This is a genomic window from Streptomyces sp. NPDC002176 (genome assembly GCF_044903645.1).
In the GTDB taxonomy this organism is placed as follows: Bacteria; Actinomycetota; Actinomycetes; order Streptomycetales; family Streptomycetaceae; genus Streptomyces.
In genome coordinates, this window is sequence record NZ_JBJDQW010000001.1 from 1753954 (window position 1) to 1767066 (window position 13113).

11 protein-coding genes are annotated in these 13113 nt (G+C 72.9%); 2 read left to right on the forward strand and 9 right to left on the reverse strand.

Annotated features, from left to right (window positions below; genetic code table 11):
• Positions 1-47: 47 nt before the first annotated feature.
• From ACI2LY_RS07880 to ACI2LY_RS07910, 7 genes are all read right to left on the reverse strand, one after another.
• Entirely contained in the window at positions 48-1850 is a 1803-nt protein-coding gene (locus ACI2LY_RS07880; protein ID WP_404706378.1) for an ATP-binding cassette domain-containing protein, read from the reverse strand.
• 160 nt (positions 1851-2010) lie between these two features.
• Positions 2011-2769, reverse strand: a complete 759-nt coding sequence (locus tag ACI2LY_RS07885) for an NUDIX domain-containing protein (protein WP_393911921.1) — start codon at positions 2767-2769, stop codon at positions 2011-2013.
• A 106-nt stretch (positions 2770-2875) separates the two neighbouring features.
• Positions 2876-4330 (reverse strand): DUF4192 domain-containing protein, encoded by a 1455-nt coding sequence (locus ACI2LY_RS07890; protein WP_404706379.1) that lies wholly within the window; start codon positions 4328-4330, stop codon positions 2876-2878.
• Between the two features lie 135 nt (positions 4331-4465).
• Complete coding sequence (locus ACI2LY_RS07895; protein ID WP_404706380.1) at positions 4466-6628, reverse strand: RecQ family ATP-dependent DNA helicase; 2163 nt, start codon at positions 6626-6628, stop codon at positions 4466-4468.
• Positions 6629-6669: 41 nt separating this feature from the next.
• Entirely contained in the window at positions 6670-7944 is a 1275-nt protein-coding gene (locus ACI2LY_RS07900; protein ID WP_404706381.1) for an MFS transporter, read from the reverse strand.
• Between the two features lie 149 nt (positions 7945-8093).
• Entirely contained in the window at positions 8094-9059 is a 966-nt protein-coding gene (locus ACI2LY_RS07905) for an NAD-dependent epimerase/dehydratase family protein (RefSeq protein WP_404706382.1), read from the reverse strand.
• A complete protein-coding gene (locus ACI2LY_RS07910) occupies positions 9056-10039 on the reverse strand; it encodes a ScbA/BarX family gamma-butyrolactone biosynthesis protein (protein WP_404706383.1) in 984 nt (327 codons plus the stop codon). Before ACI2LY_RS07910 ends, ACI2LY_RS07905 begins: the two co-directional genes overlap by 4 nt.
• Positions 10040-10230: 191 nt before the next feature.
• On the opposite strand from ACI2LY_RS07910, the gene ACI2LY_RS07915 reads away from it, so the two are divergent.
• Positions 10231-10935: a ScbR family autoregulator-binding transcription factor gene (locus tag ACI2LY_RS07915; protein WP_404706384.1), complete on the forward strand. Its 705-nt coding sequence runs from the start codon at positions 10231-10233 to the stop codon at positions 10933-10935.
• A 48-nt stretch (positions 10936-10983) separates the two neighbouring features.
• Here the strand turns inward: ACI2LY_RS07915 and ACI2LY_RS07920 are convergent, their stop codons facing one another.
• Positions 10984-11361: a winged helix-turn-helix transcriptional regulator gene (locus ACI2LY_RS07920; RefSeq protein ID WP_404706385.1), complete on the reverse strand. Its 378-nt coding sequence runs from the start codon at positions 11359-11361 to the stop codon at positions 10984-10986.
• 331 nt (positions 11362-11692) lie between these two features.
• On the opposite strand from ACI2LY_RS07920, the gene ACI2LY_RS07925 reads away from it, so the two are divergent.
• A complete protein-coding gene (locus tag ACI2LY_RS07925) occupies positions 11693-12313 on the forward strand; it encodes a hypothetical protein (protein WP_393592508.1) in 621 nt (206 codons plus the stop codon).
• A gap of 153 nt (positions 12314-12466) precedes the next feature.
• Here ACI2LY_RS07925 and ACI2LY_RS07930 read toward each other — a convergent pair whose 3' ends face one another.
• Positions 12467-13099: a hypothetical protein gene (locus ACI2LY_RS07930; RefSeq protein ID WP_393592510.1), complete on the reverse strand. Its 633-nt coding sequence runs from the start codon at positions 13097-13099 to the stop codon at positions 12467-12469.
• Between the last annotated feature and the right edge of the window lie 14 nt (positions 13100-13113).

Here is a 13113-nt window from a genome sequence, read left to right on the forward strand (position 1 = left end):
TGTGGGGAGTTGTGGGCACGGCGGCGCTGAAACCACACGTCAGGGCGTCATCTCGCCCTGGCGCGCAGTGTCGTGATCAGGTACGCGCACAGCAGTGCGGCGAGCGACAACGTCAGCGCGCCACCCACGGGTTGAGCGATGACACGCACCAGACCGAGCAGATAGCGCTCGCCCCCGAAGGGCCACTGGAGCAGGAGGACCTCCCGCATCCGCAGGTGAATTCCGGCCGCGGCTCGCACATATGAGCCTTCGAACATCCGGTGTACGAGTGGCACGACGGCCACCGGCACCGCGAGGACCGCGGCGAGGCCCGCCGCGGTGGACCGGAAGACACCGGCCGCCAGCACACCGGCCCACGCGCAGCCGACCACGAGCGCCAGCCAACTCACGCACAGCGGCAGCCAGTCTCCGGGCACCTGGACCAATTCCCGGCCGTAGACGAGATAGAGAAGTTCGGCGTCACAGCCGAGAGCCAGAAAGGCCAGCATCGCGGCGGTGGTTCCGGAGACGACGAGCTTCGCGGTGAGCAGCCCCAGCCGACGCGGGACCGTGCCACGGTCCGCCGCCAGCGCCGGGTGCCGGAACTCGTCCCCGAAGGCGAGCGCCCCGAGCAGCCCCGCCGCGAGCGCGACGGGCGGCAGCGGCAGTTCACGCGGCCAGGCGGCGAACAGGCGCGCCTGCGGGGTGTGCCCGATATGGGCCAGCACCACGGCGGTGACGGCGGACACCACGAGGGCGACACCGCAGACGACGTACCCGGTACTGATCCCGGTGGCGCGCCGGAGTTCGTAACGGAGCGGGCGGAGCGGGCTGTGTACGGAGCGGACGGCGATGGGGAGCGGCAGGGCGTCGGGGGCGTCATCGGTCTCGACCTCCTCCGGAGCGGCGGACTCCGGCGGCGACGCGTCCTCCTCCCCGGCCGGTTCGGTCTCCCCGGCCGGTTCGGTCTCGCTCACCGGCTCTTCCTCGGCCTTCGGCCGCATGTCGCCTACTTCGTCGGCGAGTTGGTGGATGAGGACGCCATTGCGGAAGGCCGTCTCCCCGACGTCCGCGGTGGTGCTGCCGTACACGGAGAGGCGATTGCCCTCCTCGCGGACGACTTCCACGGAACGCCGTCCGGTGCGTGCCTCCTTGGCGAGCAGGTCCGCCAGGCGTGCGGCGTGAGGGCTGCGGACGGCGACGCGTGGGCGGAGCCGGGTGCGGGCGAACTCCTCCGCGTCCAGGTCGGCGGTGATCCGGCCCGCTTCGAGGGTGAGGACGTGATCGGCGTTGCGGGCGGCCTCCTTGGGGTCGGCGGTCGTGAGGAGCACGGCACCGCCTTGATCGGCGTACTCCCGCAACGTGGTGTGCAGCCAACGCTCCTCGAGGGTGGAGAGTCCGGCGGCGGGTTCGTCCAGCAGGAGGGTGTGCGGGTCGGGGAGCAGGGCGCAGGCCAGGCCGAGCCTGCGGTCCATGCCGAGGGACAGCGTGCCGAGCCGTTCCTCGCGGAGGCTGACGAGGCCGACCTCTTCGAGGACTTCGTCGGCCCGCCGGGCCGGAACACCGGCCGCCGCGCAGAGCATGCGCAGGTGACCCCGGACGGTACGGGAGGGGTGTCCGGGCACATCGCCGAGGAGTACGCCGACTTCGCGCGAGGGGTGGGCGATGCAGTGCAGGGGGCGCCCTCTGAAGTAGGTGATGCCGCGCCCTCGCTGGAGTTCGAGCATCAGCCTGAGCACCGTCGTCCTACCCGCTCCCGCCGCTCCGAGGAGGGCGGTCACATGGCCGGAGCGCGCTTCGAAGGAGACGTCTTCGACGGCGGGCGGCTGGGCTTTGGGGGAATCACTGGTCAGTCCGACAGCCTGGATCACCTGACGGAAGATAGCGCGCTATGTCCCGTTTTCCGGGTATCACCTCTTCTGTCCGGCAGTTGTTCCGCGGAGGGTCAACCTGCATGGCGCACTTGCCCGATGAGCGCCCGGCGCGCGCCCGCTCCTCAACTGCCGTTCCGGCGGTGGCTCGACGCTCGCCTCAGACCTCGGGGCGGAGCATCGGGGGGTTAAGCAGGGTGGCGCCGCCCGCCCTGAAGAGCTGGGCGGGCCTGCCGCCCTGGCGGGTGGTGGTGCCGCCCGTGGGGACGAGGAATCCGGGGGTGCCGGTGACCTTGCGATGGAAGTTGCGCGGGTCGAGCGCCACCCCCCAGACCGCCTCATAGACGCGGCGCAGCTCGCCGACCGTGAACTCCGGCGGGCAGAAGGCGGTGGCCAGGGACGAGTACTCGATCTTCGAGCGGGCGCGCTCCACCCCGTCGGAGAGGATCTGGGCGTGGTCGAAGGCCAGGGGAGCCATCGGTTCGCCGTCGCGGGCGTAGCCGCCCTGCTGGAGCAGTTCCTCCACCGGTGCCCAGCGCGCGTTGCTCGCGTCGCCGCCCGCGCGCGGGGCGGGGAGGTCGGGCGCGAGGGCGAGGTGGGCGACGCTGACCACGCGCATCCGGGGGTCACGCTTCGGGTCGCCGTACGTGGCGAGCTGCTCGAGGTGGGCGCCGTTGTCCTGCGCCGGGGTCGCCGGATCGTGGGCGCAGAGCCCGGTCTCCTCGGTCAGCTCGCGCGCCGCCGCCTGGGACAGGTCCTCGTCGTCCCGTACGAAGCCGCCGGGCAGGGCCCACCGCCCCTGGAAAGGGGGCTCGCCCCTGCGTACCGCCAGCGCACACAGGGCGTGGCGGCGCACGGTCAGCACGACCAAGTCCACGGTGACGGCGAAGGGCGGGAACGCTGACGGGTCGTAGGGCATGCCGCGATCATAGTCGTCTTCCTGACGATAAACACTCCGTTCGCTGGGAGGATCGGTGAATCCGCCGGGCTCGGCCGCAGGGATCAGGTGGGTCGGGGGCGAGCGCTCAGCCGTGCTCCTCGCTGCGGCACGCCCGGTCGACCGGGGAGGGGCGGGACCGGGTGGGGCGGCGGCTTCGCGCTTGCGGGCGGTCGGCGCAGGGGCCCGTGCCGCTGGGGCCGGTGCCACTGGGGCCGGTGGAGCGGGGGCGGCGCTTTCGGCGGGTGGGGGCGGCCGGGTCCGCCTCCGGAGCCTCCAGCGCGCCGAGGAGGGGGCCCGGAAGGAGCGGGGAGCCGGATTTCTGCTCGGGAATCTTCGGCCTATTCGACGGCAGCCCTTCCTCCAGAGGCCGTCCTCGCCGTTCCCGCCTGAGACAGCGGCGGATGGATTCCGGGTCCAGGCCCTCGTCGCACGCCCGGTGCAGGAGTTGGGCGAAGAGGTACTCCGGGTCGGCGCCGAGGGCCATGGCCAGCGCTTCGCGGGCCTCCAGTTCGTCGCCGGTCGACCAGGCGACCCACCCGGCCAGGGTCAGCGGAGCCGCCGCGTGCTCGCGGTACGGGCCGACGCAGCGGCGAGCGAGCGCCCGCCAGAGCCGCAGGGCGGGTGCCGCTTCGTCGCCCTCCATCCAGGCGGCCGCCCGGTCGCGGGTCGTGCGGTCCTGGAGGCCGAGGATGAGGGCCGCCGCCTCGTCGTGCCCGAGGAGCGCGTCGTCGCGGACGTCGGCCGGGTGGATGCCCGAGACCGGCGCGGCCTCGGCGAACCGGCGGATGATTCGTCCGGCCAGGTCCAGCGTCTCCTCGGCCACCTCGGTGCGGCTCGCGTCGTCCAGGATGCGGGGCACGAGGGCCATGCCCGCGGCGTCCAGCGCGACCTCCTGCTCCAGCGCGGCCGAGGTCTCCCAGGGCTGCATCCTCGCGCGCAGCTCCCGGAGCGAGCCCCGTACCTGGATGCCCGCGTAGGTGGCCGCGGCAGCCATCGCCGAGGTGCCCGGCATGCCCATCGGCGTGCCCTCGGGCGGGCAGCAGCTCTCGACCGGGCAGACGTAGGACCAGAAGCGGTTGTCCGAGACGCACAGCGCCTCGATCACCGGTACGTCGAGACCGCCGCACTCCGTGCGCAGCAGCTGGGCGAGCGGGGCGAGCCGGAGCATCACGTCCCGGCCCGACTCGCCTGGTCGTGGCTCCTGGCAGACATAGGCCACGATCCGCTCGGGCCGGGTGCCGCGCCGTCGGGCGCCGATCACCAGCCCTCGGGCGATCTGCCGCGCCGCGGCCGGCCAGTCCTCGTCGCCCGCCGGGATGCCCAGGCGGGCACGGCCACCGAAGTTGCCACGGTCGAGCAGGCTGACCAGCACCATGCTGTCCTCCGGGCGGTATCCCAGAAGGTAGGGCAGCGCGTCGGCCAGCTCGGCGGAGGTACGCAGGGCGATCGGGGTGTCGGGCGTGATCGGCCCACTGAAGGGCACTCCCGCCGTGATGTCACCGTTTTCGAAGGGTCCGGTCGTTTCGCTGTGATTCGTCATGCGCTGACGATCCCGCGGATCTAGAAATCCCGCTCGAGCCTGTGGATAAGTCGAATCAGGAACACGACAACCAGCCCGGCCCGCACAGCCCCACACAGCCCCTCGACCAGCGTCACCCCGTCCCGCCCCGCGCCCTCACCCCGCCGCGGCCAGCACCAGCGGTAGAACCTCCGCCGCCCCCGCCCGTCGCAGCAGCCGCGCCGCGACCGCCAGGGTCCACCCGGACTCGGTCCGGTCGTCCACGAGCAGCACCGGGCCGGGAGCGGCGGCGAGAGCGGCCGCCAGGTCCTGCGGCACGGTGAACGCGGAGGCCAGCGCCTGGAGCCGCTGCGCGGAGTTGCTGCGATGCGCCTGATGCGCGCCACCCTCCCCCGTATACGCGAGCGCGCCCAGGTACGGCAGGCGTCCGATCTCGGCCACCCGTTCCGCGAGGGAGGCGACGAGCTGGGGCCGGTTCAGCGAGGGCATCGCGACCACGCCGACCGGACGGGCCACGGCGTCCGGGGTGTTCGACGCCCACCCACCGGGCGAGCGTGCCCAGTCGGCGAGGACCTCCACCACGGCCTTCAGCACGTCGTCCGGGACCGGACCGTCAGGCGTCCGCTCGGCCAGCAGCGGCCGGAGCCGGTTGCCCCAGCCGATGTCCGAGAGCCGCCCGAGAGCGCGTCCGGTGGCGCACTGCTCCTTCGCCGGGATGCGGCCCTTGAGGTCGATGCCCAGCGCGGACATCCCCGTGGGCCACATCCGGCGCGGCTCGATCTCCACACCGGGCCGGTCCAGTTCACCGGCGGCGGCCGACAACGCCTCGCCGGAGACGGCCGTGTCGACCCAGGCGCCCGCGCAGTTGTCGCAGCGCCCGCACGGGGTCACCTCCACGTCGTCCAGCTGGCGGCGCAGGAACGCCATCCGGCACTCGTCCGTGCCGACGTAGTCCCGCATGGCCTGCTGCTCGGCGGCGCGCTGGCGGGCGACCCAGGCGTAGCGGTCCGCGTCGTAGACCCAGTCGGCGCCGGTGGCCGTCCAGCCGCCCTTCACCCGGTGCACGGCGCCGTCCACGTCGAGCACCTTCAGCATCAGCTCCAGCCGGGTGCGCCGCAGGTCCACCAGCGATTCCAGCGCGGGCACGGACAGCGGGCGGCCCGCGTCGGCGAGGGCGGCCAGGGTCTGGCGGACCTGCGACTCGGGCGGGAAGGCGACCTCGGCGAAGTACCGCCAGATCGCCTCGTCCTCCTTGCCCGGCAGCAGCAGCACATCGGCGTGCTCCACGCCTCGGCCCGCGCGGCCCACCTGCTGGTAGTAGGAGATCGGGGAGGACGGCGAGCCGAGGTGGACCACGAAGCCCAGGTCCGGCTTGTCGAAGCCCATGCCCAGCGCGGACGTCGCCACCAGGGCCTTGACCCGGTTGTCCTGGAGGTCGGCCTCGGCCTGCTGGCGGTCGGCGTTCTCCGTGCGGCCGGTGTACGAGGCGACGGCGAAGCCGCGTGCGCGGAGGTAGGCGGTGACCTCCTCGGCGGCCGAGACGGTGAGCGTGTAGATGATCCCGGAGCCCGGCAGCTCGTTCAGGTGCTCCGCCAGCCACGCCAGCCGGTGCGCGGCGTCGGGCAGCCGCACCACGCCGAGCCGCAGGCTCTCCCGGTCCAGCCGCCCCCGCAGCACCAGCGCCTCGCCCGCGCCGGTGCCCAGCTGCTCGGCCACGTCCGCCGTCACGCGCGCGTTGGCGGTGGCGGTGGTGGCGAGCACGGGCACGCCGGGCGCCAGCTCCTGGAGCATGGTGCGCAGCCTGCGGTAGTCGGGGCGGAAGTCATGGCCCCAGTCGGAGATGCAGTGCGCCTCGTCCACGACCAGCAGGCCGGTGGTGGCCGCCAGCTTGGGCAGCATGCGGTCGCGGAAGTCGACGGAGTTCAGCCGTTCCGGGCTCACCAGCAGCACGTCGACCTCGCCGCGCTCCACCTCCTCGTGGATGGCGTCCCACTCCTCGGGGTTGGCCGAGTTGATGGTGCGGGCCTGGATACCGGCCCGCGCGGCCGACTCGACCTGGTTGCGCATGAGCGCCAGCAGCGGCGAGACGATCACCGTGGGACCCGAGCCCCGACGGCGGAGCAGGGCGGTGGCCACGAAGTACACGGCCGACTTGCCCCAGCCGGTGCGCTGCACGACCAGGGCACGGCGCCGGTCCACGACCAGGGCCTTGACCGCCTCCCACTGGTCCTCCCGCAGCCGCGCCGAACCCTCCGGGGCACCGACCAGCTCGGCGAGGACGGTGTCGGCTTCGGTACGCAACTGCTCCAGGTCGTTCATGCCCCCATGCAACCGCACCCGACTGACATCCGGCCACTCGTTCAGGGACGGCTGCCGGTCGGTCGGGGCTCCGCACGCTCAGGTACCGGGGCGCGCCCATCGTCGCGCGCCCCTGCGAGCGCCACGAGAGCGGCGGTCAGCGCGATCAGGCCGCCCGCCCACAGCCCGGAGCGGGCCCCGAGGGTGTGGGTGGCGGCGCCGACGAAGAGGGCGCCGAGCGGGGTGCTGCCTTGCAGGATCACGGTGTAGAGGGCCATCACGCGGCCCCGGTGGGCCGGGTCGCCGCCCAGTTGGATGCGGTGGTTCGCCGCCTGGACGAAGTAGAGCGAGGCGAATCCGGTCGGCACCAGCAGCACCAGCGCGACCGGCAGGCTCGGCGCCCACCCCACGGTCAGCTCCAGTGCGCCGAACGCGCATCCCCAGACCGCCACCAGCCGCGCCGAAGGGCGGTTCCGGCGCAGGGTGCCGACCAATGCGGCCAGCAAGGAGCCCCCGGCGAGCGCGGCGGTGAGAAGGCCGAAGGAGGCGGCTTCGGTGTGGAACACGACGCGGGCCATGAGCGGCAGTGTCAACGGCAGGTTGAGGCCGAAGAGGGCGACCGCGGCGACCAGTGCGAGCGTCGTGAGCAGGTCGGGCCGGGTCCGCAGATGGGCCAGGCCCTCGGTGACACGGGCGGGCGTGTCCGGGCGGGGCACACGGTGCAGCTCCGCCGGGCGCATGGCGCGCAGTCCGGCGACCGTGGCCGTGTAGCTGGCGGCGTTGAGGAGCATCGCGGTGCCGGTGCCGGACCACTGGATGAGCAGCCCGGCCAGCGAAGGGCCCAGTACGCGCGCGATGTTGAAGTAGGCGCCGCTGAGCGCGGAGGCGTTGGGGAGCAGTTCGGGGCCCACCAGTTCGGTGATGAAGGACAGCCGGGCCGGTACCTCCACGGCGTTGGCCACGCCGAGCGCGGCGGCCGCGACGTAGACGTGCCACAGCCGGGCGGCGTCGGCGGTCACCAGCAGGCCGAGGGCCAGCGCGAAGACACCGGAGGCGATGTTGGCGCCGGTCAGGAGGGCGCGTTTGTCGTACCGGTCGGCGAGTCGGCCGCCGTACAGGGTCAGCAGGAGGACCGGGGTGAACTGGAGGGCGGTGACGGTGGCGAGAGCGGCGCCGGAGTCGCCGGTCAGCTCCAGTACGAGCCAGTCCTGGGCGACCGCCATCATCCAGGTGCCGGTGGCGGAGGCGATCTGACCGGCCGCGAAGAGCCGGAAGTTGCGCACCTTGAGGGAGCGCAGGCTGGTGGCGAGCAGGTGGCGGCCGGTTCCTCGCGTCATGATCCGGTCCTACCAGGGGTGTCCGGGTGTGGGCCGAGCCGCGCCGCACGCGACGCAGATCCCGGCCACGCGCGCGTGGCCGGGATCTGAGAAACGCCGCCTTAAGTCACCGCACGCCTTAAGTCACCGCCTTACGTCACCGCGTCCGCTCAAACCCCGGTCGACGCCCGGTTTCCCGTGGCGGCGCCCCCGGCCTGGCCGCGATACCAGTCGGCGTACGCCGGGAAGCGCGCGGCGAATCCGGCGCCCGGCTCGACGCCGTACCCGCTCCAGAGCGACTCGTCGGTGAACCAGTGGTCGACGGCGAGCATGCCGAGGTGGTGGCCGGCGGCGGGGTGGTCGAGCACCCGCTGCCGGGCGGTCTCGGCCGAGACGCGCGGGGTGTCCGCGCCGAAGAGCCCGAAGGTCTCGGCCACGGTGGACAGCAGGGACTCCCCCGGCACGGGGTCCGGATGGCTGACGTAGTGGACGCGTCCCACACCGTCCGCGGGGCCCGCCGTGGCTGCCGCGAACGCGATCCGCCCCAGGGTGTCCGCGTCGATCATCGACTGGAGCCCGGCCCAGCCGTCCGGCAGGCCGCCCAAGGTGCGCAGCAGGGCCAGGATGCCGGGGATCACCCAGCGGTCGCCCCTGCCGTGGACGAGGTGGGGGCGCAGAACCGTTCCACCCGCCGCGAGAACGTGCTCCTCGGCGGCCGCGCGGGTGCGGCTGGTGTCGGAGGCGGGGGCGACGGGCACCTCGCCGGGCCGGGCGTCGCGGAAGGGCCCGCGTCCGTGCACGGCGGCCGTGCCGAGGTACACGAACCGCGCGACCCCGGCCCGGCGTACCTCGTCCGCCAGGGCGCGGGTGCCGAGGTCGTTGGCCCGGCGCAGCGACTCCGCGTCGCCGCCGATCCGCCCGGCGCAGTGCACGACGGCGTCCACGTCCACGCAGACGCCGTGCAGCGAGGCGGGGTCGGTGAGGTCGCCGTGCGCGTACTCGACGCCGGGGTCGGGCGTGGCCGGTGGCGTACGGACGAGAAGCCGGAGCCGTACGTCCTCGGCAGCGCGGGCGGCGCTCAGGACGTGCCCGCCGATGAAACCACTCGATCCGGTGATGAGGACGCGCCGGGTCATCGGGCCGTTCCCGGGGTGTCGCCGAGGGTGGCCGTGAAGACGGCCTCACCGCTCTGGACCCCCTCCACGTGGACCAGGACATCACCCTCGGGGGAGGTTTCACGCCGGGCGTGGACAAGACACGGCTCGGCCAGTTCGGCGTACCGGTGGAAGGCGATCTTCATCGAGGCGGGCAGGAAGCGGCCCTCGGGCGCCAGCGCGATGGCGGCCTGCCGGGCGGCCTCCAGCAGCACCATGCCGGGTACGTGGTCGTTGGGCCGCGCGAAGAGCGTGGGATGGGAGGTGTCGAGCCGCAGCCGCCACCCGGACCCTTGCTCCAGCGGCGCGAGCACGACGTCCCTGGGATCGCGTCGGCCGACCCGCTCGGCCGGTACGGCTTCCAGCAGAGGTACGGGGTCACCGGCGGCGGCCAGTTGGTCTCCGCGCAGCCTGCGGTAGGCCCGGTCCGAGGTGCAGCTGAGGCTCCCCTCGCTGGTGGCGAGCAGACGGCCGTCGCGCTCGAAGCGGAGCAGAACCGTCATCCCGGCCAGGCTCCTGGCCCGCATCTGGACGTCGGCGCACTCGATGACGACGTCGATCGGGCCCGAGGCGTCGGTGAGGCCGAAGTCGGCGGTGGCGAGGGCGTAGTCCATGTGCCACATGACGAAGTGATGGTCGGCCGGGACGCCGTACTCGGCGTGGGCCATCATCATCGCGGTCTGCCGCATGGTCTCCGCGACCAGCAAGGGGTCCTGGACGCCACCGGGGAGCGGGGCGAAGAAGCGATGGTCGGCGGGCCAGTCGACCGCGACCCGGTAGCGGTGTTCGGCCAGCCGCGTCCACTCCACGGGGAAGGCGTCGGCTTCCGGCCGGTGGACGAGGTCCCTGGTGGCCCGGCCGCCGTGCGCGAGAGGTTGACCGGTGTCCTCCGAGTCCGGTACAAGAACCAGCGAGTCGGTCTGGTCCTCGGGCGGTACGGCGGGGTCCGTGGCGTGTGTCATGACCGTCCGTCCGGCCGATGAGGTGCCGACGACGGCGCGATCGGCTATGAAGCTGGTGCCTTCAGACATGGATTGCCCTTTGAGTTCGGTGCGATCAAAAACTCATTCCCCCTCGACAAAATACTGACAGTCCGGTTCTCTTCGTGTGCGAACCTGATCAAGCTCTGACATAGAAACAGGGGCGACAGCCCATGGCACGCCAAGCACGCGCGATCCAGACCCGCAAGACGATCCTGCTGGCGGCGGCAGCCGTCTTCGACGAACGCGGCTACAGCGCCGCCACGATCACCGAGATCCTCGCGCGCGCCGGGGTCACGAAGGGTGGCCTGTACTTCCACTTCGCCTCGAAGGAGGAGCTGGCCCTCGGGGTGATCGCGGCCCAGCTGGAAGTGGGACCGCTGCCCCCGCAGCGCACCAAGGTGCAGGAACTCATCGACCAGGGGCTGCTGTTCGCGCACCAGCTGCGGCACGACCCGTTGACGCGGGCCAGCGTCGGGCTGGCGATGGACCAGTGGGGAGAGGGGCCGGAGCGGAGCAACCCGTTCCATGGCACCCCGTTCCAGTCCTGGGCGGGTCGGCTCACCCAGCTGCTCGTGGAGGCGCGGGAGCGCGGGGAGTTGCTGCCGCACGTCGATCCTGCGGAGACCGCGGACATGCTGGCCGGTTCCTTCACCGGCATCCAGTGGATGTCGCAGATCCTGTGCGAGCGCGCGGACCTCAGCGAGCGGGTGACGGTCCTGCTGCGGCACCTCCTGCCCAGCATCACCCTCCCGCAGCTGATGCCCACCCTGGACCTCGCCCCCGACCGAGCCGAACGCCTCCTCGCCCAGCGGCCCGTGGAGGTGGCGGAGAGCGCGGACGACGAGGGCGACGACTCCGCCCGCATCAGCGCCTGAGACCTCACCCGTAGACGGCCCCCCCAATGGACAGCGGGAACCGCCCGCTCAGCCCGCGTCGAACTCCCGACGCGCCCGGTCGACCTTCGGCAGGTTCTCCGCCGACCACTCGGCGAGCTGGGCGAAGATCGGCGCGAGGCTGCGCCCCAGCTCGCTGATCTCGTACTCCACGCGCGGCGGCACCTCGGGGTGGTACGTGCGCACCACCAGCCCGTCCCGCTCCAGCTGGCGCAGCCGCTGGGTGAGCACCTTGGGCGTGATGGAGGCGATGTTCCGCTGGAGCACGACGAACCGCTGCCGCCCGAACTCGTTCAGGCACCACAGGATCGGGGTCGTCCAGCGGCTGAAGACGATGTCGAGCACCGGCGAGACCGGACAGGCCAGCTCCGGCTCGACAGGGTTGCTCCGTACGGACGTTGCGGTCATGCGGCCCCTCCCGAGTAAGTCACTTTCCTGAAGATACCTACTCGGGGTGCCAGCAAGACGTCGGCTTCTGCGCCCGCTTCCGCCTAAACCTGTTGACGGCCCCCCGCCCCAGGCGTCGTCAACGGCCTCTGTGGGTAGGGATATAAGCCCCGGACCGCCAGATAAGCGTCGGCAGCCTCAATTGCTCGTTGCCGCATCGAAGTTCGACAGGAAGAATTGGAGTCCGCTCCCCGCACGGCTCGCCCGTGTTCCGGCTGGGCTTCACTGCGGTGCGCGCTCCCCCGAATTCCGACCTCGCCCGCAGTGTGGGCGCGTAGCCGAAGGGAGGAACGTGACCTTCGGATTCGCCTCGTCCTCGGCGGCCTCGTTGTCGACGTCCGCGTCCGCCGCTTCCGTCAGCCGTCTGCTCGAACCCGCCGAGTGGGCCGCCGCCGGAATCCCCCTGCTGCGCAACCCGCGCGAGGTCGTCAGCGGCCTGCACGTCCGCCACCGTCCCAAGCCGTCCACCGCGATCGTGGCCGTCCTGGACGCGGACGAACGGCTGCACGCCAGCGCCTCGTTCACCCGGCGTTCCGCCCCGGCGGACGGCTGGATGTTCCGCAACGCGCTGCTCGACCAGTTGCGCCGGGTCATCCCGCACGACCTGCGGCGCCGCACCCCGGTGCGTACCGCCGTGCTGCTGTACTGCCGCGAGGGCGACGCGCGCTGGACGGAGGAGGACGGGGCCTGGATGTGGGGGCTGCGTGACGCCTGCACGCTGCACGGGCTGCGCTGCGGCGCCTACATCACGCTGACGCACGACGGCTGGCAGGTGCTCGGCGAGGGACGCGGCGGACGCCATCCGAACGCGCACTCCACGCCGGAGCCCTTCGCCCTGTCGGAGGCGCCGCCCTTGATGCCGCGCACCGGCGGCCCGGTCTCCGAGGTCATGCGCCGGGCCGCGGCCCGCTGAGACCGAACTCGGCCGCGTCTCCGGCCACTTCGGGCACGCGTCGGACCCCGGACGGCACTGCGGCGCCGTGCGGGCCGAGCAGCCGCCTGCTGCCTCGTCTCAGGCAGAGCGGCTGTCCGGCGCGCGCGGCGCCGTCAGTCACGCGGTGAGGGGTCAGACCCCGGCGCCCAGTACCGAGTTGATCTGCTGCGGGTCGCCGCAGACGATCAGCAGGGTTCCGGCCCGCGTGTGGGCCAGCGGCAGGACGGCGGCCACGGCGTCGGCGGAGCCTCCGTTGACGGCCACGACGACCACCGGCCGGGCGGCGGCACGGGCGGCACTGGCGCCGTCGGCGTAGAAGACGTCGTCACCGGCGTCGTACTGCGCCCAGTAGGACGCCTCGCCGAAGGACAGCTCGTGCTCGGCCCACGGGTGCCGGGCACCGGTGGTGAGCACCAGCACCTCACCGGGGGCGCGGCCGGTGTCCAGCAGCAGGTCCAGCGCCTCCTCGGCGGCGTCGAGCGCACCCTCGGCCGAGGCCGGGATCAGCTGGATCTGGGGACTGGCCGCGGGCGCGGCGGGAGCGGCCGGGCCCGACGGGCTCGGCTTGGCCGGAGCCACGTCACGCGGCGCGCGCTGCGCCGGCGGCGTGGGCCGCGGGGGGCCGGGACGACCGGGGCGGACCGGAGCCGCCGGGCGGGGGCCGGGTACGGGACGAGGGGTCGGTGCGACGCGGCTGCTGGCCGGAGTCGCGACGGGACCCTGGGCACTCTCGTGAATCTGAGGCTCCTCGGGAAGGAGAGGCATGATTTTTATCAAAC

Excerpts from the sequence above, each read along its gene's own strand:
- ACI2LY_RS07905 (WP_404706382.1), bottom strand. The coding sequence starts at position 9,059 with ATGACCCGGCGCGTCCTCATCACCGGATCGAGTGGTTTCATCGGCGGG.
- ACI2LY_RS07910 (WP_404706383.1), bottom strand. The coding sequence starts at position 10,039 with ATGACACACGCCACGGACCCCGCCGTACCGCCCGAGGACCAGACCGAC.
- ACI2LY_RS07890 (WP_404706379.1), bottom strand. The coding sequence starts at position 4,330 with ATGACGAATCACAGCGAAACGACCGGACCCTTCGAAAACGGTGACATC.
- ACI2LY_RS07930 (WP_393592510.1), bottom strand. The coding sequence starts at position 13,099 with ATGCCTCTCCTTCCCGAGGAGCCTCAGATTCACGAGAGTGCCCAGGGT.
- ACI2LY_RS07900 (WP_404706381.1), bottom strand. The coding sequence starts at position 7,944 with ATGACGCGAGGAACCGGCCGCCACCTGCTCGCCACCAGCCTGCGCTCC.
- ACI2LY_RS07915 (WP_404706384.1), top strand. The coding sequence starts at position 10,231 with ATGGCACGCCAAGCACGCGCGATCCAGACCCGCAAGACGATCCTGCTG.
- ACI2LY_RS07920 (WP_404706385.1), bottom strand. The coding sequence starts at position 11,361 with ATGACCGCAACGTCCGTACGGAGCAACCCTGTCGAGCCGGAGCTGGCC.
- ACI2LY_RS07885 (WP_393911921.1), bottom strand. The coding sequence starts at position 2,769 with ATGCCCTACGACCCGTCAGCGTTCCCGCCCTTCGCCGTCACCGTGGAC.
- ACI2LY_RS07895 (WP_404706380.1), bottom strand. The coding sequence starts at position 6,628 with ATGAACGACCTGGAGCAGTTGCGTACCGAAGCCGACACCGTCCTCGCC.